Origin of the sequence: Nostoc sp., from assembly GCF_036917755.1 — a bacterium.
Classification (GTDB): domain Bacteria; phylum Cyanobacteriota; class Cyanobacteriia; order Cyanobacteriales; family Nostocaceae; genus Nostoc.
Window position 1 is genome coordinate 82,961 of the sequence record NZ_JBALFC010000106.1, and the last position, 23,362, is coordinate 106,322.

Below are 23,362 nucleotides of genomic sequence, written 5' to 3' on the forward strand. Positions count from 1 at the left end.
AAGGAACAGTAAAGAGTGTAAAGAACTGGGGAATTAAGTAAATCCTAAACAAACATCACGGAGTATTTTATGTCTCAGAATTTACTGGAACAATTGCGGAAAATGACTGTTGTGGTCTCAGATACAGGGGATATTCAGGCAATTGAAAAGTTCAAACCCCAAGACGCCACCACCAATCCTTCTTTGATTACTGCTGCGGCGCAGATGCCGGAATATCAGGGAATTGTCGATCAAACTTTACTCCAAGCCAAGAAAGATGCTGGAACTGGAGCTACCCAAGCACAGATAGTTTCTCTAGCTTTTGACCGTTTGGCAGTTGCCTTTGGATTAAAGATTTTACAAATTATTCCCGGTCGCGTGTCTACAGAAGTGGATGCTCGGTTGTCCTACGATACCGAAGCTACCCTGACTAAGGCACGGGAATTAATTGCCCAGTATAAAGCCGCCGGAATTGGCCGCGATCGCGTTTTGATTAAAATTGCCTCCACCTGGGAAGGCATTCGCGCTGCGGAAATTCTCGAAAAAGAAGGTATTCACTGTAACCTTACCTTGTTGTTTGGTCTTCACCAAGCGATCGCCTGTGCAGAAGCTGGTGTCACCTTAATTTCTCCCTTCGTCGGTCGGATTCTCGACTGGCACAAAAAAGATACCGGACGCGATAGTTACCCAGCAGCCGAAGACCCAGGAGTTTTGTCTGTCACCAAAATCTACAACTACTACAAGAAATTCGGCTATAAAACCGAAATTATGGGAGCTAGTTTCCGCAATATTGGTGAAATTACTGAACTAGCAGGTAGTGATTTGTTGACAATTTCCCCGGCACTTTTGGGTGAATTGCACGCAACTATTGGAGAACTGCCACGCAAACTCGACCCTGCCAAGGTAGCAAACTTGGAAATTGAAAAGATATCCATTGACAAAGCTACCTATGACAAATTACACGCGGCTGACCGCATGGCAACTGACAAACTAGACGAGGGCATCAAAGGTTTTACCAAGGCATTAGAAGACCTTGAGAAACTTTTGGCAGACCGACTAGTTCGCCTGGAAACAGAGGTAGTAGCAAGCCATTAGGCATTGGTATCAACTTCAGGTGAAAACCAGTCTAGAACCAGCTTTTAGGAGATTATCTCACGATCTCGTTCCCAGTCTCCGACTGGGAATGCCCCTCATTCAGGCTCCGCCTCCGTAACTCGCGGCAGAGCCACCAGTAACTTCATTTCCAGCAAGAGGCTGGAAACGAGATTTTAAAGGAGTTTTGGCATTCCCTGACAACATAACGATCGATAGTTAATGGTTAGTGGTTAATAGAACGACCACTAACCATTAACCATTAGTTAGTTGTCATCAATACCGTCGTCGGATAATCTGGCGTTGTCTTAACGGCTGCCGTCGTCGGATAATCTGGCGCTGTCTTAACTGCTGTCGTCGTTGGATAATCTGCCGTCCTCTTAATGGTCGCCGTCGTTGGATAATCTGTCGTCGTCTTATTAACCGCCGTTGAGCAATTAAAAGCTCTCCGGTTTTATCTCCAACTAGGTTAGCCTCTGGCGCAGCACTTTGTTCATTGCGAACATTATTTAGAGAAATATCCTTCGCTTCAGCTAATGAGGGCGGATACACAAAGGCACATAGCAACATTGCTATTGAGGATAGCTTCTTGAAACCTTTCATGTTTTTGCTTCTACTAGACTTTTGGCAATAACTTTATTAAACACTCTAAAGTCGGCAAATTATCGCTCACACACTTTTTTTTTAACTTAATTTAGTATGAAATTCTGGATTGCAATTTCACCCTTATGGATAATTGTAAATGAGATTAAATTGTGCAAATAAACAATCAATGTCCAGCAAAATGTAATTTTTCCTAATTGAAGATAAAGGCGGATAATTGCTAGCTATCTTAGTTTGAGAGAGCTTTGTTTTGCTATTGACATTCCATACTTCTCAGTACATTGAGTAGGGATAACCAAAGTATCGCAAGATTACCAAAAACAGAAACTAATCCAGAAAATATAGGCTCTCCTAGACTTCGTTTGATAAATTAATACTAAAAAACCCCTAAAATACCTGATATAACTAGGTTTCGCTAAAATAGAATCAAAGATTTAATAAAAATATGCTTTTTGATTCTTGAATCCCCTACCATGTAAGGACTTAACCTGATATCAAGTATTAATTTTCTATAACTAGTCTAGGAGAGCCAAAATATATTATTGGTAATCCCTATTTGAACAATACTAAAAGTTAGATAAGCAAGACTACCAGCTTTGATATCTAATTTTATGGATAGCGAAAATTAATTACTCGTGTCAAAGCATAGTTAAAGAGGAGAATTGATTCTACATTTGACTGAAGAAGAAAAGGATACAGAGCAACTAAATTTATTTATGGATAACGTAGAAACAATTGTGCCGCGATGCATAAGCACAAGGCACTCTAAGTCCTAGTTTCAGAGCAAATAAATTTATTTATGGGGATTTGAATGCAAGAATTTTGAATTCCCCGTTCGCGTAGCGTCTCCAAGAGTTGGGGTTGACATTGTTTACTAAGAAAAAGGGTTTTAAGCAAAGATTCTCTTTTAGTGAAACCAGTACTCAGTAGCAATTGTTAATAAACTACTAGGACTTACGCACTGTACAAATTCATCATGATGTGTACTAACGATGCATAGGTTGTTTCAGGCTTTGATTAATTATCCTTGGATCGTAAATAGACCATATTGTAGGGGTTTAGCAATGCTAAACCCTTACGGAAGATGCGGCTTTTCACCTTATATATATTTACTGTTTCTTGTCAATGTGTAAGCCCTAACTACTTAAGAAAAATTATTATAATTTCAACTTGATATAAGTATTTTTACATAACTAAATATTTTGATTAAAAAAGTTAATACGATCTATACGTATGTATTATGTAATATCATCAAATTCAGTTGTAGTCTAAATTGAAATTCACTTTTCATAGGAGAAAGATTATGTCTGAGATCAAACCAGAAGATTTGAATTCACAAGCAGTACCATTCTTCGCCCGATTCCTAGAAGGGCAAAACGGTGAAGACCTTTCTGATCAACAATCAGAAGCAATTAGCGGCGGACAGACAGCCATGACTCAGAAGTTCCCTTCTGATAGTGAAGACGGCGTTGTAGAAACAAAGAAGTACCCTTCTGATAGTGATGAACAGGCTGTTACTCAGAAGTGCCATTCTGATCATGAACATGGGGGTGCAGTAACTTTGAAGTACCCATCAGACGGCGATGACGCTTTGCCCACACGATAACTGTACTGTCTATTTTCGAGTACACCAGAAATGCGGTTTTGAAAATTAGCAAAAACAAAATGCGATCTCTGCTCTGGACTTTTGAAGAATATCGAGAAATATAACAAAATAGGCAATCAGGGGCAGCCAACGGCTACCCCTGATTGCTCCTGATAGTGATTAATCATTATTTGTTAGGGAATATTTTATAAGAAGAATTCAGAATTCAGGAGTCAGAATTCAGTATGAATAAAGCTTTTATCGAACAGAATAAAGCCGTCAGTCGTCAGAATTAAGTTGGGTATTTTGACCGAAAAAGCGGATGAATAACCTCTTTTTAGACCCCCACCAAATCGTAGATTTGGTGGTAACAGAGCAGCGCCGAAGTGTGGTCAACTTTCGTAGTGGCGGGTCCCAATCCCCGACTGATGGTTACGTAGCTCTGCCGAAGTATTGATTCTGAATTCTGAATTCTGCATTCTGCATTCTTCTTCAATCTCTGTTCTTTCTTATTTGTCCCATGCCCCATTCTCAATTTAAAAATCTACCCCTCGTTTGAGTTCTACACCTTGATTAGCATAGTGTTTATGGCAGTAAACCTCTGAGTGGACGCTAGCCAAGTCGAAGTAGGCGGGTGGATTTTGGCAGCGGCCAGTGATAATAATTTCGGTGTCGCGGGGTTTGCGGAGTAAAGCTTGGACAATGGGTTCAACGGGGAGTAGTTCTAAGTCAACGGTGGGATTAAGTTCATCGAGAATAATAGTTTTATACAGACCAGAGGCGATCGCAACTTTTGCAATTTCCCAACCCCGTTCGGCTTCTACGTAGTCTAATTCTTGCCGGGAATTTCGCCAGACGATCGCATCTCCACCGCAGCGCTGATGATCCACCACTTCTGGATATGATTGCTGCAAGGCGGCGATCGCTGCGTCTTCTGTGTAGCCACTACCACCTTTAAGCCACTGCATAATCAACACACGGGTAGACCCTGGATGATTGATTCCCCTACCAATGGCCTGTAAAGCTTTGCCCAAGGCACTAGTAGACTTGCCTTTACCAGCACCAGTATAAATTTCAATCCCTTCAAGTAACAGGGCTTTGGCTGTTGGGTGGTGATGAGGTTTCATTTCTGAGTGCAAATCTGCAATATCAAGCAACTTTTGCGGTGCGGCGCGTCCGGTAGCGATGATTTCCAACTCCTGGGGTTTGGATTTTAATGTCTGCACAACTTCATCCACTGGTAGCAAACCTAAATCCAGAACGGGGTTAAGTTCATCCAAGACCACAACTGAATATAAACCACTAGCGATCGCACCTTTGGCTACATCCCAACCCCGTTCCGCCTCCTCTCGGTCAAAGGCGGTAATTTCTTCTGGGCCAAAAAATTCGGCTCTCCCAGTGCGAACTTGGTCAATTAAATGGGGAAAACCGCGCTGTAAAGCTGCGATCGCGCCATCTTCGTCATAATCACGTCCCGGTCCTTTTAAAAACCGCAACAGTAAAACGCGGTTAGAATTGCTAGGCATATTTATCCCCAAACCAATGGAGCGCAAAACCACCCCTAAAGCCGCTTGGGACTTACCTTTACCCACGCCATCGTAGATGTGAATTTGACCAATGAGCCGTTCTGAGCGCACTTGCGCCGTGCGAATACCGATACCGTTCCTTGTCATCTCTCGAAAAGCTATAACGTGGCAGTCTTTAATCTTACCTAACGTCTTGTACTCTCATCTGAGAAACTGCCCCTCTAGCGCCTCCGTACAAGTATTAAAATAATTCGTAATTCGTAACTCGTAATAGAGCCTCCGGCACGCACTCGCGTTCGTAATTAAGTTTTGTAATGGGGATTTTACCCCAACACAAAACTTACCGGTTATAGAACCGGGGGACTTAAACCCACGGAACTAGTTAAACAAGAACAATGGATAATTTCCCCCATCATCCTCACTATCCCAGTTATACTCTCTACAGTTAACCCTTACCGTTGACCATTTATGCCCGAAAATTGGATGCTTCCCAGGATTTTTCCCATTGGTGGAATTCTGTTTGACTTTTTATTTGTACTAATTGCCATCCCCATCGAAGCATATGTTTTGCACTCTCGACTAAAATTTGACAAAAAAACCAGTACTTTTTATGCCATTTCTATTAATCTGTTTTCTAGCGTGATTGGCTGGTTTATCTTTTTTGTATCAGAACCCATGTTGCCGATACAAGTAAAATCAGAATTAATTAACTATATGTTTTTTAATAATTTTAAATACCCGAAATCCCAGACTTTAATTATATTAACTGCCTTTATAATTTTCTTTGCTACTTTTTTGCTGAAATTTTTCATTCTCAGGGTATTACTACTATCGTTGAATGAATCATTTGCTAAAAAAGAAGAGGAGCCTCAAACATCTCAACGGCGGCGATGGCGTAGTTTTAGCAATCTTAAATTACAAAGTACTAGTTTAGCTACGACTATATTAATAGCGAATTCTCTGAGTTATAGTGTGATCACAATTATTTTATTATTTCGCTCAAAATAGCAAGAACTGAATTGTTGAATTCAGAGGAAAAATAGTGATTAATTAATCAGGTGAAGTGAAGAATATGAATACGCTATTTAAAGATGTATTTGGGGCTTTTAAATTTGTTGAAGGGCTTTATGCGGGAATTAGAAAGGTATTAGTTCCACCCAAAGCTTATTCTTGGCAGACATTTATTTATTTGAGTGTTTTTTCTTGGATACTTTCATATTTTGCTATCGGCTATATCAAAGATATAATTGCCTTTTTTGGCTGGTTATTTTTAATTGCGGGCACAGCTTGGTATACAACTGAAGATCCTTTGAGGGTTCCTGGTACTTTTATGCCAGTCGGGGCAGTGATTACTGGATTCTTAGTGAGTGTTTTTGCATTTGGAAGTCAAGAGGAGGTAATTACACCAAGAATAATAGTTTTTTGGCCGACAATTTCAGCACTAATTACGGCAATACCAGAATTTATTGAAGGAAATGACACTGACGCTAAAGCTCGCATTCCTAAGCCAGAAGACCGCCAAAGAATCATAATTTTAGTTGCTAGTAGTATGCTGCTAAGTTGCTGGATTATGTTTTACTTTGTGATGGATAATTGGTTACGAGAATATCCTAGTTTGCAGGCAGATAGTTTTAAACGTAGTACCTTTGTTGTCAGAACAATAGAACCAGTAAAAATCCCCCAAAACGGCGTTATAATTCTAGAGAAACTTCAACCAATAGTAATAGAACAAATAGCTGAAAGACCTTGGTCAGAAGTAGAGAAATGGTTGCTAGATGCGAAACAGCGTGTAGGAACTTTGGGTAGGGAAGTAATTAAAATCAACCTAGATCAATATGAAGAGAAGGAACTATGGCGGGTTGAACCGCGTGTAGCTAATACTAAGTCTGGATATATATTAGACTTATTAAGTATTTGGATAGGCCCGAGTTCTAACCCACGGGGCTATTACTTGAAAAAATCTTGTCGCATTGAACCAGTTGCAGCAACCAACAATTCCGAGAATAAGATTACAGTAGCAGAAATTGAATGCGATCGCGCCAGTAAATTAATTCCTGGATCACCGCCTCCGCAGCAGTGAAGAATGGGGAGTGGGGAGTAGGGAGTGGGGTAGGGGAAGCAGAAACAATGCCCAATGCCCAATGCCCAATGCCCAATGCCCAATGCCCAATGCCCAATGCCCAATGCCCAATGCCCAATGCCCAATGCCCAAAGAAAAATGACTATTAACAGAATTTTTGTATTGGCAAAGAATGTGTTTCAGGAAGTGGTACGCGATCGCATCCTATATATTATTGGTTTTTATGCGCTAATACTCGCCACCGCCTTCCGCGTCCTTCCTGAATTTGCAGCTACGACTGAAGACAAAATGTTTTTAGACTTTGGCTTGGCGGCGATGAATGCCATCGGGCTAATTGTGACAATATTTGTTGGTACGGGACTGGTTAATAAAGAAATTGAAAAACGCACCATCTTAATGTTAATTGCTAAACCTGTCAGTCGCACCGAAATTATCGTCGGCAAATACTTGGGTTTATCCGCAGTCCTAGCTGTACTTGTCGCCACGATGACAGTAATTTATCTAGTATTTCTGCAATTTAGTAACATTCCTCATCCAACGGTCAGCATTCTAATTGCGGCAATTTTCTTATTTTTGCAGTTGTCATTAATCACCGCCGTGGCTATTACCTTCGGTGTTTTTACGGCTTCTCTCCTAGCGACTATTTTAACCTTTGCGGTATATTTAATCGGAAATATTACTCCAGATTTAGTACAACTTGGGCGTCTTACCCGCAACCCTGGTATGGAACATCTAACTCAAGGTTTGTTTCTCATCTTGCCAGATTTATCTCGATTAGATTTGAAAAATGATGCCGTTTACGGTCTGCAAGCACTACCTGACACAACTGCACTGATTACAAATGCTGGCTATGGCTTACTTTATAGTGTGATGTTGTTAGCGATCGCTAGTCTTGTTTTTTCACAACGCGAATTTTAGTTCTCCCCCCATTCCCCACTCCCGACTCCCCACTCCCTACTAATAAATCATTATCTGAGGTTGCTCAATTGTGCCATCAGGCATGATAGTATCCCGAAACTTAGCATAAATCAGGTTTGTCTTCCAAAGGTTTGCCTTATTCAAGTTTGCCTTAGTTAAATTTGCCCATGTCAGGTCTGCACCAGTTAAGTTAGCCTCAGTCAAATTAGCTTCTAATAATTTTGCTCCACATAGCTTTGCTCCTGCGAGATTTGCAAAACTTAAGTTAGCTTCAATCAGCGATGCTTCAATTAATTTAGCTTCACTTAAGTCTGCTTCTCTCAAATCCACATCACACAAAGAAGCACCCCAAAGATTACTACCTGTGAGCTTCACCCGCCATAAGAAACTTCCGCACAAATTTGCTCGTGTTAAATCAGCATTAATCAAATTGGCTTCACACAAAGATGCTTCATACAAATTAGCTTCAGACAAATTAGCTTGGATCAAATTTGCCCCACTTAAATTAGCACGAGTCAGAACACAGCCAGACAAATTCGCACCACGCAAATCCGCTCCGATGAAGTTAACACCACTTAAATCAATTCCTTTTAGGTCAATTCCCCTCAAGTCATATCCACTGAAATCTCGGCACTGAAAATATTTATTTGTGATTTGATTTAATATAAATTCCTGCTGATCAGCATAATTTTTCATGGTATTCACCTCTGGGTGTAATTTATCTCAAAGGTCGAGCGTGATAGTTACCGTATATTGAGAGTACACCCCAAAAAGAGATAAGCTCAGTAAATAATCAAAAATTAATTTCGGAAAAATCGTCAATCACCTAAAACTACGCTTTTTTAGTGATCTTTAAAACAATAAATGCTGACATAGGTCAGGAAATGTTGATACAACAGGAGTTGGGAGTCAGTTTTATTAAAACTGAATTGGTATTCTAGACCAGAAACGGCTGAGTTTTGATAGAAGGCGAATATAGCTGGGAATTCTCATGGAAACAAAAACTGCCAAACTCCTTGACGGTAAAGCGATAGCTGCAAAAATTCAGCAAGAACTTTCTGTTGCCATTACACAATTACAACCAAAAATTGGACGACCTCCTGGTTTAGCAGTGCTGATGGTTGGCGATAATCCAGCGTCAGCCGCTTATGTACGTAATAAAGAAAAAGCCTGCGCTAAAGTTGGTATCGCCTCTTTTGGTAAGCATTTTTCCGCCCAAACTACCCTTGAGGAGTTAGAAGAGGCGATCGCTGCACTCAACCACGATGAACGGGTGGATGGCATTCTTGTGCAGCTGCCCTTACCTAACCACTTGGATGCTGTAGCTTTGCTACATCAAATTGATCCCGATAAAGATGCTGATGGATTGCACCCAGTTAACTTGGGGCGACTAGTACGGGGAGAAACCGGTTTACGCAGCTGTACCCCGGCGGGTGTGATGCGACTTTTCCAAGAGTATGAGATTCCCTTGCAGGGAAAACAGGCAGTAGTGGTGGGACGCAGTATTTTAGTGGGTAAACCAATGGCGCTGATGCTACTAGAAGCTGATGCCACAGTCACGATCGCTCACTCGCGATCGCATGACCTCAAAACCATCACCCAAAATGCTGATATTCTAATTGCAGCAGTAGGTCGTCCCGGACTGATCACTGCTGACATGGTGAAACCGGGCGCTGTTGTGGTAGATGTAGGGATGAATCGCGTCACCGATGCTAGTGGTAAGAGTCGCTTAATTGGCGATGTCCACTTTGAATCAACCGCCGATGTCGCAGGATTTATCACCCCCGTTCCTGGTGGTGTTGGCCCGATGACTGTCGCCATATTGTTGCAAAATACATTTGCCAGTTATTCCAAGGCGGCAAGAGAAGAAAGAGAGTGAGGAGCGATCAGTTAAAAGTTAAGAATTATTAATCCTAACTCCCAACTCCTAACTCCTAACTCTTCATTTTTTCAGCCCCACAGCATCTTAAAATTGTGACGTATAAGACAAAAATCCCAAAATGTCAGGAATTAAAGAATGGTAGCAACTGATAACGTTCAAAAGACACCACCAGAGGAAGCCACGTTTAACTTAGCAGTCTATCTGAAAGAGCGACAAAAGCTTTGTGATACTGCTTTAGATCAGGCTATCCCGATCATTTATCCAGAAAAGATTTATGAGGCGATGCGCTACTCGTTATTAGCTGGAGGCAAGCGTGTACGTCCGATTCTTTGCCTTGCTACCTGTGAAATGATGGGTGGAACTATCGAAATGGCCATGCCAACGGCTTGTGCTGTGGAGATGATCCACACAATGTCGTTGATTCATGACGACCTGCCAGCAATGGATAATGACGATTACCGTCGTGGAAAGCTGACGAATCATAAAGTCTATGGCGAAGATGTGGCGATTTTAGCTGGGGATGGCTTGTTGGCTCTCGCTTTTGAGTTTGTTGCCATTCAAACCCCCGAAAGCGTTAAGAGAGAGCTAGTCTTGCAGGTAATTGCCCGTCTTGGTCGGGCGCTAGGGGCAGCTGGTTTGGTCGGCGGTCAAGTTGTCGATTTAGAATCTGAAGGTAAATCCGATATTTCCCTAGAAACGCTAAATTTCATTCATAAACACAAAACAGCCGCTCTTTTGGAAGCTTGCGTAGTTTGTGGCGGGATCATAACTGGGGCATCACCTGAAGATGTGCAGCGACTGACCCGTTATGCTCAAAATATTGGGCTAGCATTCCAAATTATCGATGATATTCTGGATATCACTGCTACTCAAGAGGAATTAGGCAAAACAGCTGGTAAAGACCAAAAAGCGAAGAAAGTGACCTATCCCAGCCTTTGGGGGCTTGAGGAATCGCGCTCAAAAGCCCAAGAGCTAGTTAAAGCAGCTTGTGTGGAATTAGAACCATTTGGAGACAGAGCCAAACCACTCCAAGCGATCGCTCATTTTATTACCAGCCGCAATAACTAGTATCGCTTTGCGGAATTCGTCAATCGTAATTCCTATACCGCAAGCGTTTCATTGATTTGGAATGGGTGGTTTATTGACGCTATGCTGTACTACTACCACCCAGAGGAATTCACTCATTCAAAATTCAAAAAGCTTATCAAGTAAGCTTTTTAGCTGTTTGAATAATTGATCTGTTTCCGCCGTGGTGTACTAAGTTAATTTTGGATTTTGGGTTGAATCTAAATGTTTCCTCAACCAACAACTGCTGCTAATATTTACTAACCGAACCAAAATACCATGCAGGACATAGGCAACATTTTAGACAACCGGGTGCTGCTGGTTGCTCTGCTAGCTTGTTTAATTGCTCAAGCACTAAAGCTCGTAATCGAGATCATCAAAAATCGCAAACTGAATGTGCGTGTTTTGGTGACAACCGGAGGGATGCCCAGTGCCCATTCAGCTTTAGTTACAGCTCTAGCGGCTGGTGTCGGGGAAAAACTTGGTTGGGCATCTCCTGATTTTGCCGTGGCGATTATTTTTGCGATCATCGTCATGTATGATGCAGCCGGAGTTCGCCAAGCAGCTGGTAAGCAAGCTCGTATCCTGAATCAAATGATTGATGAATTATTTGATGAAAAACCAGACTTTAGCCAAGACCGTCTGAAGGAATTACTCGGACATACACCAGTTCAGGTAATAGCTGGGTCGGCTTTGGGTATAACTATCTATTGGTTAGCTAGGTCTGCTTATTAAGCTAGGGCAATAAATCTTTGTTTGAGCGGCTATTGATAATTACTATAGCAACGGACAGGTAGCTTAGGACAGCAATAAAATCACAAAGTACGCTGTTGAAGGCGCGTTTCCCGCCAACTGTCCTAATGGCTTTGGCGACTGCTATAACTGGTAATTTGTCAACAAATTTGGGATTTTGGATTTTAGATTTACCCGATGAATAAATTCAGGGGTTTGAGGATTTTAGATTTATTCCCCAAAGAAATATGTTCGCTTGAAACCTTTTGAAATTTGGAATTTAAAATCCAAAATTTAAAAGCGTTCGACTGAGCGCTCACGCCGAAGTCTAAAATTCGCTGAGTTGACAAATTACCACCCTGATAGATCGCATCAGTATTCCAGAAAACTTAATATCACTATAAGCGCACAGTTGAGCGCAGCAGAATCACTTTACGACTATCTACTATGCTGGCAATAAAACCGCGATCGTTCAACTTCTGCAAGGTGTTGTATGCTTCCGTTTGGTTGGTGGTATAAACTGCCAATAAGTAAGGGCGTTGTCCATAAGAAACAAAACCTACCTTACCTCCCACTAATTGCTGCACACTATTTACTAGTTCTGGACGGTTGTAATAATCTACCAGCACTGCATAACCCTCTCCTAAAGCTTGAGGATTATAACTGACTGTCTGCTGAGGTGGTCGTGGCTGTGGCTGCACATCTGGGGTTGTTGGTCTAGTGGTAATTATGGCAGACAACCCAACAATATTGCTGACATACCTCGCCCAACGATTGGCATCGTCAATTTTGTTAAAGCCCCCGACTCGCGTCACAGTTTCGTTGAGATATTTGCAGGTGATGGTCTTAAGTTCAGACGGTAAGGCACTACGCAACTGCTTTTGATTATTTGCTGTGGGACTGACTACTAATAAAAGATACTCACCTACATTTGGTGGTTGACAAACGGGAATGGCTTGTTGGGCAAAGACAGAACTCATCCCACCAATCAAAAGAGCGTAAGCGAAGCTCGTCGTAGATATCGCTAATCCTAAAACACTTGGTAAAGTCTGAAATCTATGCACAAAAGTTAGATTATGTAAATCAAGGTGTCCTAGAAGATTTTATAAGAAAAAAGCTAAAAACCTAGCTAGTTCAGTATAGGGATTAAAGGAGTGTTAAAAAATATATTTAAGAAGTTAATCGGGTAAGTAGGTAGACTTCAGAAGGCAGAAGGCAGAAGGCAGAAGGGAACCCACGTTTTTAAACGTGGGATTGAAGTAAGGACGCCTTATGTCTCGTGGCACTTTCCGCTCGACACAAATTTTTTTATACTAGTGGGCAATAACCCACAACTAAAGTTTTTATTAGTACTTCTTTCCTTCTCCCTTCTGCCCTCTGCCCTCTGCCTTTCTTTGTAAATATTTGTCGTTGAGATCAAAATATTGACTCTTGACTTTTAACTATTATTGTGCTTCTGTTTGATGTCGTGGCGTTTTTCTCACAGTAAATCCATAATGTTTATTTTCTAATGACTTAATAAAACTGGGGACAAAGCAAACAATGATGCAAAAATTTGCTCAATCGGTGGCTTTCATAGAACAAACGAGAAATTTGTCCCTTTCGTTCTTGTACGGACACAGCATTATTCTCTACCGCCTGGGGTTGATTTTTTTCTTGGTGGTGGGACTTTGTAGTTGTGGTAGTTTGTCTTCGTCTGGCTTGAATGGAGCTAACTTAAAAATTGGCACCAATGTCACCCCAATTGGAGAAATTAAACCAAAACAAGACAATCAGGCTATAGTTTATATCCAAGGTCAGGTAGAAAAGCAAGCTCCTCTGATGAAGCAGTGGGCTTATCAAATTAATGACTCGACGGGCAAAATTTGGGTTGTCACCCATCAAAAGAATCTGGCCGAGGGAGCGCAAGTGGTGATTAAGGGTAAAGTTCGCTACCGAAGTATCCCCTTAGCTGGTAAAGAATTGGGGGAAGTTTATCTAGAAGAAGAATAATTAGCAATTAAAAATCAACATATGAAAATGAATATATGAACAATCAACCAGTGCATGTAGCGATCGCAATTCTCTACCAAAAAAACAAGTTTCTCATGCAACTGCGCGACAACATCCCCGGTATTCTCTACCCTGGTTATTGGGCGCTATTTGGCGGTCATATCGAACCTGATGAGACACCAGAGGTAGCAGTGAAGCGAGAAATTTTAGAAGAAATCGGCTATATACTACCACCTTTTGTTGAATTTGGCTATTATCCCGGCGAAAGAGTTGTCCGTCATGTCTTTCATGCACCGCTTTTGATGGAATTAAATCAACTGGTTTTGAATGAAGGCTGGGATATGGGGTTATTGACCCCAGAAGATATTCGCCAAGGTAACTGTTATTCGCAAAAGGCTGGCGAAGTACGACCTTTAGGGAGTGTGCATCAGCGAATTATGTTGGATTTTATCGAAACAAATCAACAAGGCTAATCAAAGAGAATCACTGTTTGCTAAACGGGTATTAGTTGCCCAATTTAAAGTAAGTAATTGGGCAGGAATAAATTAAACTATGTTACGCAATGTAAAATTAATTAAATTGGCTCGTAGTAAGGGCTTCAGTCTGGAAGATCGGGCTGAAGCCTTTACTACAAACCTTTATCGTAAATTAAAGGGTTTAAATCCCCGTCTGAAAATGTTTTGAATTTTGAATTGTTATAACTCTTGTGGAGTCACCACTAATGGAATCAGCAAACAAACTGCCGCGATGGTTAACTATAGGATTGGCATTTCCCATTGCCATTCTCAACGGCTGGCTATTGCTCCAAGTTGTACAGTATTTTCAACCGTTGGTGAATATTATTGCCGCCGCCATCTTACTGGCTTTTGTCTTGAACTATCCAATCCAGTTTCTCCAGGAACAAAGGGTAAAACGCAACCTAGCGATCGCTGGAGTGTTACTTTTGACTGTGGTAGTTTTAGGAGCTTTAGGCATCACCTTGGTTCCCCTGATTATCCAACAGCTCGTAGAGCTAGCTAATATTTTGCCCAGTTGGATTGATTCTGGTACTGTGCAGCTGCAAGCTTTCCAGGATTGGGCGTTAAGTCAACAACAGCTTCCGATTAATTTAAGTGGTTTATTTACCCAAGTTCTGGAACGATTATCTAACCAACTTCAGTCTTTCACTGGTAGAATTCTTGGTTTTGCTGTTGATACCATTGGTATTGTCCTCAACGTGCTGCTGACGGTAGTACTGACTATTTATTTAATATTAAACGGCGAACGTCTTTGGGACGGAATTTTTCTGTGGTTTCCCCCTAACATTGGGTTAAAAGTGCGGGAATTATTGCGAGAGGATTTCCACAATTACTTCATCGGTCAAGCAACATTGGGTGCTGTGTTAGGAGTAACAATTACACTGGCGTTTTTGGCGCTGCAAGTTCCCTTGGCTTTACTTTTTGGCATCGGTATTGGTTTGTTTTCTCTCTTCCCCTTTGGTACAGGAGTAGGTATCGCCATAGTAAGTTTATTGGTGGCATTGCAAAACTTTTGGTTAGGAGTTGAAGTCTTAGGTGTAGCTGTTGCGATCGACCAAGTTAATTCTAATTTTATTGCACCTCGAATTCTTGGTAATTTGACTGGTCTAAATCCCGTCTGGGTAGTGATTTCTTTGCTGTTGGGGGCAAAGTTAGGAGGAGTGCTGGGTTTGTTAATTGCGATCCCAATTGCCAGTTTTATCAAGGATATAACAGATAGCTGGCGGGCTGGAGAGTTTAAGAAGCTAGATGATATCGAGTCAGAACCTGTTACGGTAAAAAGTGAGCCAGCACGAACTTATACTTAAAGTTGAATATGTAAGTGAACTTTAACTAACAGTGTTGACTATTTATTTTTGAATTTTGAATTGTTATTGGCTTGGTTTTTCTGGACTTGTTCAGAATTAAGTGTAACTGGAATTTTAATCATAAACTCAGTTCCTTCGCCAACAGCCGATATACATTGTAGTTGACCACCGTGTTTTTCCACAACAATTTGATGGCTAATAGATAGACCTAATCCAGTTCCTTTGCCAACGGGTTTAGTAGTGAAAAATGGATCAAACAACTGCTTTTGCAAACTCTCTGGAATTCCTGGGCCATTATCGGAAATGCGAATAATTACTTGCTTGTCATCAGTAAGTTCAGTATGAATGCAAATTTGTCCTTTATCCCTTAATAATGACGGATGACTAATGACCCTTACGGCTGATGCCTCCGGCACGCCAAGGCGAACGCCCCTCACGTCATGGGGGAAACCCCCAAGACCGTGCTGGCTCACTAATGAATCTTGTATAGCATCAATAGCATTCGCCAAAATATTCATAAATACCTGATTGAGTAAGCCAGCGTAGCACTGAATTTTGGGAAGATCACCATATTCCTTAACTATCTTTATAGTCCCATTGGTTTCGTGATTTTTGAGACGACTTTGTAAAATTACCAAAGTGCTATCAATACCTTCATGGATATCAACTGATTTATTCTCCGATTCATCAAGACGAGAAAAATTTCGTAAGGAAAGAATGATTTGCTCAATTCGCTTAGTACCAACCTGCATAGAGGTGAGAAGATTGGGGAGATCGGTACTTAAAAAATCTAGTTCAATTTCTGCGATCGCAGTTTGAATTTCCGCTTCTGGTTTAGGATAACATTGTTGGTACAATCTAATCAGATCGAGTAAATTTTGACTGTATTTGATGGCGTGGACAAGGTTGCCAGCAATAAAGTTGATGGGGTTATTGATTTCATGGGCAATACCAGCAACCAGTTGTCCCAATGCAGCCATTTTTTCATTCTGAACTAATCGCGTATAGTTATGTTGAAGATCATTAAAGCCTGCTTTAGCGACTCTAGATTGTTCCTCTACCTGCTGTAGATCAATAAGTGTTAAAACATGAATTTTGGAGTAGGCTAAGAGTAATTGATGAAAATCAACCAGCTTATATTTTCCAGACATAGTTTTAACTAAAATCGGCTCATAAGCAACTTCAGGCGATCGTTCCAAAGTTGCCTGAGTCGCATTTACAATGAGCGTATCCTCAGAAAATGCTAATATCTTTGGCTCAAAAAACTTGTAAAGAATTTTAATCGGTCTTTTAGAAAATAGTGCCAAACTATAAGGGTGGGTCATCTGCTCAAAAAATTTCCGCCGCGAAATCATCCCCACGTACTGTTGATGATTATTTAGGATAATTCCCGGTAGTAAAGGCTCTTGGTTAAAGAGTATAGCTAAATCATTACTCGGACACTCTACTTCGATGTCAACCTGCCAAAATGGTAATTCTTGTAAAGTTGACTTTAATCGCAGGTTGGATTCATTACCATTTGTCATGTCATCCATAGTCAGCAGACTCTCAAGCCTTGGGTGCTGAGATAATATTTCTGGTAACATCTTGGATATCCGTCCCGATAATTTCAAAGTTTATCAATCGTTATAAACTTATCTTTCCCAGATTGCTACCCAAAATTCACAGTGTGGATGTGGGAATATAGAGTACTTCAGCGAATCTAATCTTTTAATATTTTATTAACCGTTAGATAACTTACTCTTTACTTATCGTTCTAACAGAATGTGTTAAACACTTATCCTGTAACACTTCTTTAGTTTGCGATTATTTAGTATGGAATCTAATCACTCATTGAAGCTAAACCGCCGCCAGTTTTTGATGCGTTCAACGATCGCAGCAGGTGGAATTATTGCCACAAATATTGTATCCAAATCACAAGTTTTTGCTCAAGCACCTGGAATTATCACCTCTGATAAAATGCGTCCTGGTATACCTTATGGTGTAGCTAGCGGAGATATCTGCAATGATAGCATTGTCATTTGGAGTCGGAGCGATCGCCCGGCCAAAATGATCGTAGAATATTCTACCAGCGAATCTTTTAAAAATGTGCAGCGAGTTGTGGGGCCTAATGCTTTAAAAAATAGCGACTTTACAGCCCGACTTTATCTGAAGAACCTGCCACCAGACCAAAAATTATTTTATCGGGTAATCTTCCAAGATTTAGATTATCAAGGCACCTACAGCGCTCCTGTTCATGGCACTTTCCGAACTCCCTCCAAATCTGGGCGAGATGTATTCTTTGTTTGGGGTGGAGACACTGCTGGTCAGGGATGGGGGATTAATCCTGATTTCGGTGGGATGAAAATTTACGAAAGTATGCGTAAACTTAATCCCGACTTTTTCATCCATTCCGGCGATAATATTTATGCCGATGGACCCATTCAAGCAGAAGTAACTTTAGACGACGGCACTATTTGGAAAAACATCACCACACCAGAAAAATCCAAAGTAGCAGAGACTCTCACAGAATTTCGTGGCAACTATATTTACAATTTGCTGGATGAAAACATCAAGCGTTTCAACGCTGAAGTTCCCATATTGGCACAGTGGGACGACCACGAAACAAGGAACAATTGGTATCCTGGGCAAATTATCCTCAACGATGACCGTTATACAGTTAAGGATGTTAACTTGCTAGCCGAAAGGTCAAGACAAGCGTTTTTAGAATATCTGCCTATTGGATATACAACCGAGAATCCAGACAAAACGAAAATTTATCGCTCCTTTAAGCATGGGCCATTACTAGACATTTTCATGCTGGATGAACGCACCTATCGGGGGCCAAATAGCCCGAATAATCAGCCAGTACCAAGTAAAAAAACAGATTTTTTGAGCAAAGAACAAGTGCAATGGTTGAAAAAGCAATTGCTATCATCAAAAGCAACATGGAAAGTGATTGCTAGTGATATGCCTTTGGGATTGATAGTTACAGACGGTACTACGGACTTTGAAGCTTGGGCTAACGGAAATGGCCCAACTTTAGGAAGAGAACTAGAACTTGCCGATTTGCTACGATTTATCAAAAACAAGAACATCAAGAATGTTGTTTGGTTAACTGCTGACGTACATTACGCAGCAGCGCATTATTACGACCCCGCAAAAGCGCAGTTTACTGACTTTAAGCCTTTTTGGGAATTCGTCGCTGGGCCTCTTAACTCTGGCACATTTGGGCCAAACGAGTTGGATAATACCTTTGGGCCACAATTAATATTTCAAAGTCTTCCTCCAGGTACAAAAGCAAATCGACCCCCAAGTGAAGGTTTGCAATTCTTTGGAGGAATCAAGATTGATGCTGATACAAAGGTGATGACGGTAACACTGCGTAACTTAGTAGGGAAAACTCTTTACAGTGTAGATTTGCCACCAGAAGCATAAATCTCTAAAAGCGCAGCGAAATTTAGCCAGTTAGATAGAGTAATTACGCAATTTTTTACTCTGTCTGCTGGCTTTGTTGTTTTTACTGAGATTTTGAAGGATGAAAAACCTTGTGCGATGCCCTTCGGCGCAGGCTCAGGGTAAGACCTGCGGTGGGCTTTGCCTACGCCACTGGTAGGAGCTAAATTTAGATAGGTACTGGATTTTTTAATTGCTATGCTGGCAAGCTACATTGACCAAGCAATGGAACTAGCGGTTTATGAGATCATTGAAGATGATCAAACTTATTGGGGTGAAATTCCAAGTTTACAAGGAGTCTGGGCAAATCATCAAACGCTGGAAGGATGTAGGCGGGAATTAAGAGAAGCTTTAAGTGATTGGCTGGCGCTACGGTTACATTTGGGGTTAACGATTCCTGTAATTGCTGGTATCAACCTCAATGAACTGACCAAACCTGTATAAAAATGTCTAGATTAACCCCTGTTTCTTGGCATGATTTAGTAAAACGTCTGCAAGAGTTGGGTTTTGAAGGCCCCTATGCGGGAGGAAAGCACCCACAAATGCGGCGAGGTGATGTTACTGTAATTATTACCAATCCTCATGAGGGTGATATTAGTGGGGGTCTATTATCGCGGCTATTACGACAAGCTGGAGTTTCTCGTGAAGAATGGTTGGGTGAGTGAAGTTTTAAAGGTGTATTAAACTCTGTGATTTGCACCCTAAATTATTATCAAGAGTATTAGTAAAAATAGAATTTTAGCATTTTTGAAGTTGATCATGCTTAAGCAACTCATCTTAGAAAACTGGAAAAGTTTCCGTTATGCCGAGCTTCCACTTGACCCGTTGACGGTTCTGATTGGGACAAATGCTAGTGGTAAGTCTAATGTAGTTGAAGCTTTGGAATTTTTACAAATAACTTTTACAAGGCAGGATGTTAAACCAGCTTTAGTAGGTGATTCAATACTCCCTTCAATTCGAGGAGGTGTAGAATGGGCTGCATTTAAACCTGGAAAAAAATTTACATTAAAGGCTGTTATACAAGGTCAAGATATTAATACTGATTATATTTACGCTATCACAGTAAAGACAAAACCTTCCCTTCAAGTTTTAGAAGAATCTATAATTTGTCAAGAAGCTCAAAATGATTATAATGAAAAGCCTATCCAGATAGACAATATAAGAGCTTCGTTTTTAAATGAAAACGAAACATATATTCATACTAAAAACGAAACATATATTCTTCAAAATGATTTATTGCCTACTCAACCAAAACTTGCCAATGCTCTATCTGTTGACAGTGACTCAACTTCTAAGATGACGAGATATGAAAATATATATACTTTTTATGAATATCTTAAAAATATTTTTATTTTAAACCCCATTCCCTCTAAAATGCGGTCTTACTCACCAATTGGGGAAAAGCTAGAAACTGATGCCTCAAATATAGCTGGTATACTAGCCGGACTATCTAAGAAACGGAAAGCAGAAGTTGAAGCAGCTCTATCCAACTACATTAAAGAGCTACCAGAAGGTGATATACAAAAAGTCTGGGCGCAAAAAGTAGGTAGATTTCGTACTGATGCCATGCTCTACTCTCAAGAAGAATGGAAACCTGGTCACATTACAGAAATAGATGCTAGAAGTATGTCAGATGGAACTTTACGCTTTCTAGCAATTATCACAGCACTACTTACTCGGCCAGAAGGTAGTCAAATAGTAATTGAAGAAATAGATAACGGGCTTCATCCCTCGCGTGCAGGATTGCTGGTAAGAATACTACGAGAGATTGGCAGCAAAAGAAAAATCGATATTTTACTAACTACCCATAACCCAGCTTTACTCGATGCTTTAGGCCCAGAGATAGTTCCTTTTGTAGTTGTTGCACACCGCGATTCTGAAACCGGAGAAAGCAAACTTACACTTTTAGAAGATATTGATAATTTTTCTAAGTTATTCGCATCATATTCTTTGGGTGATATGACAACTAAGGGTGCAATTGAAAGAAGTCTTTCTCATAATGAATAGTTACTAATATGAGAAAGGTGCTACTCATCGATACATCGCTTTTATGCGTTTGGTTACAAGTTCCAGGTAGAGAAACTGCTGGTAATAATCAATGGAATTTTGAGCGTGTAAATCAGAAAATTCAAGCAGAAATCGCCAAATCAACAACCCTAGTACTTCCTTTAGCTAGTGTTATTGAAACAGGTAATCACATTGCACAAGCTAAAACAACAAATTCAGAAAGTAAACGTATAACCGCTCAAAAATTTGCCGAAATCATAACTTATGCAGCCGATGAAACAACACCTTGGGCTAAGTTTCGTGAGCAAATTTTTCTTTGGGATGCGGAAGCATTGAAAGATTTAGCGGCTAAATTCCCCAATCAAGCTGTAGAAAAAACTTCTATGGGTGATGCTAGTATTGTAATCTTGGGTTGGCACTACCAGCAAAAGGGTTTCCATGTGGAGTTTCTGACTGATGATGACAAGCTAAAATCACAAGAACCACCTCCGCCACAGCCACCTAAACGCCGAAGCGATCGCACCAAGTAAAATATCCTTAACCAACGTTTAACTCTTCCGTAAATCAGTTGTTGCTGATTGCGTTATTTCCTTAATTGCCCCTAAATCAGGTGGTAGTGTTTCACTTTCCATTCCCAACCACAAAAGATATTCAATATTCCCCGCAGGGCCAGTGATTGGCGACCAAGTTAAGCCTTTGTATTTCCATCCTAATTCGTGGGCTGCTTGCAACACCTGGAAAATTGCATCAGCTTGGTCATTTGGATCGCGCACAACGCCTTTTTTACCCACACGCGATCTACCGACTTCAAACTGTGGCTTGACTAACAACACAGCTTCCCGATTAGCTTGAGTTAATTGCCACAAGGCTGGCAGAATCTTCGTTAAAGAAATAAACGATACATCGACCACCGCCAAATCAGGAATCGCATCATTCTCGCTATATAACTCATCTGGTCGTAGTTGCCGTAAATTGGTGCGTTCCCGCAAAATCACCCGCGAATCATTTCGCAACCGCCAGTCAACTTGCCCGTAACCGACATCAATACCGTAAACTTGTTTGGCTCCAGCTTGCAAGAGACAATCAGTAAAACCACCAGTAGAAATCCCACCATCTAAACAAATGCGCTCTGCTACGGGAATGGCAAATACTGACAAAGCTTTCGAGAGTTTTTCACCGCCTCTAGAAACAAAAGGCGATCGCACCTTAATATTTATTTGAGCCGAAATATCAACTTCTGTACCAGCCTTATCAACTAACTGCTGATTAACAGTAACTTCCCCCGCCTGAATTAGCCGTTGTGCCAAGGCGCGAGAAGAACATAAATTTAACTCTACTAATAGTGTGTCGAGTCGCTGTTTAGCCAATTAACTAGACTCTCCTGGTAAGATTAAAGTCAAAGCACGATTGATGATTTCTTCTCGGTTAACCAGCTTTTCTAATTCTTCTGGCTCATAACGACCTTCTTCTACTTCTAGGGAAGCTTCATTACTGGCATTTAAATAGGCTTCTGCTAAGATTTCTAACAATTCTTCTGGCACGAGATAATAGCCTCCAGCTTTACGCCGCTTATTTTCCCGCTGAATTTCCAGAACCGAATTCCGAATTGAGACTTCCCAAGAGCGAGTCGTGCGATTTTCAGCTTGTTGTTTAATCAGATGCAACAGCAAAATCACTGCATAGCTACGAATCGTCTTGATTATGTCATTTCGGCTCATTTCTGTTAATTCTTCAACTATAATCAATGCTCCTTGAACATCGCCTTTAACAAGCAAGTCTTTCAAACTTAATAATTCTTCCATAATCAGCGCCTCAAACATCGGCAACTTCTATTGTGGCTCTATAAGATAAGCTAATGCGTTTCATCTATGAGCGATCGCATTCCTTAGCCAGTCTAATTCAACTGTCCAGCTTACAATAAACGCTAGAGGAGTTTTTCTTTCCTTACCAGTGGTTTAAGACTACGAAAGATTTATTATGCCATTACGACAACCTCGTTACAGCAAAGAAGAATTTGCTCGTCGCGGTGATGAGATATATGACTCTCAAGTGCGTCCACAAGTCGAAGCAAATAATTATGGCAAAATTGTTGCAATCGACATCGAGACAGGTGGCTGGGAAATGGATACTGATGAAATCAATGCCTCGAAGCGTCTTGAGACTCGCTACCCAGATGCACAAATCTGGTTTGTGCGTGTTGGCGATCGCTATGTCCGTCGGTTCGGGGCTGGGCGCATCCCCAAAACAAAATGATTATTGGAAGTGTGAATGCTGACTACGAGCCAATTATCATTCTACGTATTTGTGGTGCTGACGCTAAAGTACATGAGCAAACCGCCATTGTTGATACAGGTTTTAACGGTTGGTTATCCTTACCGCCAGATTTCATTGCTGCATTAGAGCTACCCTGGAAAAGGCGAGGACGAGCAATTCTAGGAGATGGTAGTGAATGTGTATTTGATGTGTATGAAGCTATTGTTGTCTGGGATGAGCAATTACTAACCATTCCGATTGATGAAGCTGAGTCAGATCCACTTGTCGGTATGTCACTGATGGAAGGTTACAGATTAACGGTAGAGGCAATCGAAAGCGGTGTTGTAAAACTTGAGAAATTATGAGCATTATAATGAGCAAATAAGCG

The 23,362-nt window shown here is 41.0% G+C and carries 26 protein-coding genes; 19 read left to right on the forward strand and 7 right to left on the reverse strand.

Features of this window, described 5'->3' with window-relative positions; all coding sequences use genetic code 11:
* Nucleotides 1-69 precede the first annotated feature (69 nt).
* Nucleotides 70-1,074 (forward strand): transaldolase, encoded by a 1,005-nt coding sequence (locus V7L05_RS22715; protein ID WP_335167297.1) that lies wholly within the window; start codon nucleotides 70-72, stop codon nucleotides 1,072-1,074.
* 273 nt (nucleotides 1,075-1,347) lie between these two features.
* On the opposite strand, the gene V7L05_RS22720 is transcribed toward V7L05_RS22715, so the two are convergent.
* Entirely contained in the window at nucleotides 1,348-1,674 is a 327-nt protein-coding gene (locus tag V7L05_RS22720; RefSeq protein WP_335167299.1) for a hypothetical protein, read from the reverse strand.
* Nucleotides 1,675-2,977: 1,303 nt separating this feature from the next.
* On the opposite strand from V7L05_RS22720, the gene V7L05_RS22725 reads away from it, so the two are divergent.
* Nucleotides 2,978-3,280 carry a microviridin/marinostatin family tricyclic proteinase inhibitor gene (locus V7L05_RS22725; protein ID WP_335167301.1) on the forward strand — a complete coding sequence of 101 codons (303 nt, stop codon included), beginning with the start codon at nucleotides 2,978-2,980 and terminating at the stop codon, nucleotides 3,278-3,280.
* A gap of 515 nt (nucleotides 3,281-3,795) precedes the next feature.
* Here V7L05_RS22725 and V7L05_RS22730 read toward each other — a convergent pair.
* Nucleotides 3,796-4,932, reverse strand: a complete 1,137-nt coding sequence (locus V7L05_RS22730; protein ID WP_335167303.1) for a cob(I)yrinic acid a,c-diamide adenosyltransferase — start codon at nucleotides 4,930-4,932, stop codon at nucleotides 3,796-3,798.
* A gap of 321 nt (nucleotides 4,933-5,253) precedes the next feature.
* Between V7L05_RS22730 and fraC the strand changes: the two genes are divergently transcribed.
* The 4 genes from fraC (at nucleotide 5,254) to V7L05_RS22750 (ending at nucleotide 7,783) form a co-directional block, all read left to right on the forward strand.
* Complete coding sequence (gene fraC / locus V7L05_RS22735; protein ID WP_335167305.1) at nucleotides 5,254-5,793, forward strand: filament integrity protein FraC; 540 nt, start codon at nucleotides 5,254-5,256, stop codon at nucleotides 5,791-5,793.
* 64 nt (nucleotides 5,794-5,857) lie between these two features.
* Nucleotides 5,858-6,865 (forward strand): septal junction protein FraD, encoded by a 1,008-nt coding sequence (gene fraD, locus V7L05_RS22740; RefSeq protein WP_335167307.1) that lies wholly within the window; start codon nucleotides 5,858-5,860, stop codon nucleotides 6,863-6,865.
* Entirely contained in the window at nucleotides 6,862-7,014 is a 153-nt protein-coding gene (locus V7L05_RS22745) for a hypothetical protein (protein WP_335167308.1), read from the forward strand. Before fraD ends, V7L05_RS22745 begins: the two co-directional genes overlap by 4 nt.
* Nucleotides 7,004-7,783 (forward strand): ABC transporter permease, encoded by a 780-nt coding sequence (locus tag V7L05_RS22750; RefSeq protein WP_335167418.1) that lies wholly within the window; start codon nucleotides 7,004-7,006, stop codon nucleotides 7,781-7,783. The genes V7L05_RS22745 and V7L05_RS22750 overlap by 11 nt, the downstream gene beginning before the upstream one ends.
* Nucleotides 7,784-7,822: 39 nt before the next feature.
* Here V7L05_RS22750 and V7L05_RS22755 read toward each other — a convergent pair whose 3' ends face one another.
* The gene (locus V7L05_RS22755) at nucleotides 7,823-8,479 is read right to left on the reverse strand and encodes a pentapeptide repeat-containing protein (protein ID WP_335167310.1); all 657 of its coding nucleotides are present in this window, start codon (nucleotides 8,477-8,479) and stop codon (nucleotides 7,823-7,825) included.
* Nucleotides 8,480-8,774: 295 nt separating this feature from the next.
* Here V7L05_RS22755 and folD point away from each other — a divergent pair, with 295 nt between their 5' ends.
* The 3 genes from folD to V7L05_RS22770 all read left to right on the forward strand — a co-directional run bounded on the left by folD (nucleotide 8,775) and on the right by V7L05_RS22770 (nucleotide 11,465).
* Nucleotides 8,775-9,662, forward strand: a complete 888-nt coding sequence (gene folD, locus V7L05_RS22760; protein WP_335167311.1) for a bifunctional methylenetetrahydrofolate dehydrogenase/methenyltetrahydrofolate cyclohydrolase FolD — start codon at nucleotides 8,775-8,777, stop codon at nucleotides 9,660-9,662.
* Between the two features lie 138 nt (nucleotides 9,663-9,800).
* Nucleotides 9,801-10,733 carry a geranylgeranyl diphosphate synthase CrtE gene (gene crtE, locus V7L05_RS22765; protein WP_335167313.1) on the forward strand — a complete coding sequence of 311 codons (933 nt, stop codon included), beginning with the start codon at nucleotides 9,801-9,803 and terminating at the stop codon, nucleotides 10,731-10,733.
* A 276-nt stretch (nucleotides 10,734-11,009) separates the two neighbouring features.
* A complete protein-coding gene (locus tag V7L05_RS22770; RefSeq protein WP_335167315.1) occupies nucleotides 11,010-11,465 on the forward strand; it encodes a divergent PAP2 family protein in 456 nt (151 codons plus the stop codon).
* 395 nt (nucleotides 11,466-11,860) lie between these two features.
* Here V7L05_RS22770 and V7L05_RS22775 read toward each other — a convergent pair whose 3' ends face one another.
* Complete coding sequence (locus tag V7L05_RS22775; protein WP_335167316.1) at nucleotides 11,861-12,526, reverse strand: hypothetical protein; 666 nt, start codon at nucleotides 12,524-12,526, stop codon at nucleotides 11,861-11,863.
* 481 nt (nucleotides 12,527-13,007) lie between these two features.
* Between V7L05_RS22775 and V7L05_RS22780 the strand changes: the two genes are divergently transcribed.
* From V7L05_RS22780 to V7L05_RS22790, 3 genes are all read left to right on the forward strand, one after another.
* The gene (locus V7L05_RS22780) at nucleotides 13,008-13,454 is read left to right on the forward strand and encodes a hypothetical protein (protein WP_335167420.1); all 447 of its coding nucleotides are present in this window, start codon (nucleotides 13,008-13,010) and stop codon (nucleotides 13,452-13,454) included.
* Between the two features lie 35 nt (nucleotides 13,455-13,489).
* Nucleotides 13,490-13,927, forward strand: coding sequence for an NUDIX hydrolase (locus tag V7L05_RS22785; protein WP_335167318.1), 438 nt, complete (start codon nucleotides 13,490-13,492; stop codon nucleotides 13,925-13,927).
* 248 nt (nucleotides 13,928-14,175) lie between these two features.
* A complete protein-coding gene (locus tag V7L05_RS22790; protein WP_335167319.1) occupies nucleotides 14,176-15,279 on the forward strand; it encodes an AI-2E family transporter in 1,104 nt (367 codons plus the stop codon).
* A gap of 38 nt (nucleotides 15,280-15,317) precedes the next feature.
* On the opposite strand, the gene V7L05_RS22795 is transcribed toward V7L05_RS22790, so the two are convergent.
* Nucleotides 15,318-16,865 (reverse strand): ATP-binding protein, encoded by a 1,548-nt coding sequence (locus V7L05_RS22795; RefSeq protein WP_335167322.1) that lies wholly within the window; start codon nucleotides 16,863-16,865, stop codon nucleotides 15,318-15,320.
* A gap of 229 nt (nucleotides 16,866-17,094) precedes the next feature.
* On the opposite strand from V7L05_RS22795, the gene V7L05_RS22800 reads away from it, so the two are divergent.
* The 5 genes from V7L05_RS22800 (at nucleotide 17,095) to V7L05_RS22820 (ending at nucleotide 21,251) form a co-directional block, all read left to right on the forward strand.
* Entirely contained in the window at nucleotides 17,095-18,696 is a 1,602-nt protein-coding gene (locus V7L05_RS22800; protein ID WP_335167324.1) for an alkaline phosphatase D family protein, read from the forward strand.
* A 216-nt stretch (nucleotides 18,697-18,912) separates the two neighbouring features.
* Entirely contained in the window at nucleotides 18,913-19,158 is a 246-nt protein-coding gene (locus V7L05_RS22805) for a type II toxin-antitoxin system HicB family antitoxin (RefSeq protein WP_334862896.1), read from the forward strand.
* 2 nt (nucleotides 19,159-19,160) lie between these two features.
* Nucleotides 19,161-19,379, forward strand: a complete 219-nt coding sequence (locus V7L05_RS22810; protein ID WP_335167325.1) for a type II toxin-antitoxin system HicA family toxin — start codon at nucleotides 19,161-19,163, stop codon at nucleotides 19,377-19,379.
* A gap of 94 nt (nucleotides 19,380-19,473) precedes the next feature.
* On the forward strand, nucleotides 19,474-20,721 hold the full coding sequence (locus tag V7L05_RS22815) for an AAA family ATPase (protein ID WP_335167327.1): 1,248 nt from the start codon (nucleotides 19,474-19,476) through the stop codon (nucleotides 20,719-20,721).
* A gap of 8 nt (nucleotides 20,722-20,729) precedes the next feature.
* Nucleotides 20,730-21,251: a hypothetical protein gene (locus tag V7L05_RS22820; protein ID WP_335167330.1), complete on the forward strand. Its 522-nt coding sequence runs from the start codon at nucleotides 20,730-20,732 to the stop codon at nucleotides 21,249-21,251.
* An 18-nt stretch (nucleotides 21,252-21,269) separates the two neighbouring features.
* On the opposite strand, the gene V7L05_RS22825 is transcribed toward V7L05_RS22820, so the two are convergent.
* Together V7L05_RS22825 and V7L05_RS22830 are read right to left on the reverse strand one after the other, a co-directional pair.
* Entirely contained in the window at nucleotides 21,270-22,088 is an 819-nt protein-coding gene (locus V7L05_RS22825; RefSeq protein WP_335167332.1) for a TlyA family RNA methyltransferase, read from the reverse strand.
* Complete coding sequence (locus tag V7L05_RS22830) at nucleotides 22,089-22,523, reverse strand: DUF29 family protein (protein ID WP_335167422.1); 435 nt, start codon at nucleotides 22,521-22,523, stop codon at nucleotides 22,089-22,091.
* 175 nt (nucleotides 22,524-22,698) lie between these two features.
* On the opposite strand from V7L05_RS22830, the gene V7L05_RS22835 reads away from it, so the two are divergent.
* The gene (locus tag V7L05_RS22835; protein WP_335167334.1) at nucleotides 22,699-22,974 is read left to right on the forward strand and encodes a hypothetical protein; all 276 of its coding nucleotides are present in this window, start codon (nucleotides 22,699-22,701) and stop codon (nucleotides 22,972-22,974) included.
* The gene (locus V7L05_RS22840; protein ID WP_335167336.1) at nucleotides 22,971-23,339 is read left to right on the forward strand and encodes a clan AA aspartic protease; all 369 of its coding nucleotides are present in this window, start codon (nucleotides 22,971-22,973) and stop codon (nucleotides 23,337-23,339) included. Before V7L05_RS22835 ends, V7L05_RS22840 begins: the two co-directional genes overlap by 4 nt.
* The last annotated feature ends 23 nt before the right edge of the window (nucleotides 23,340-23,362 follow it).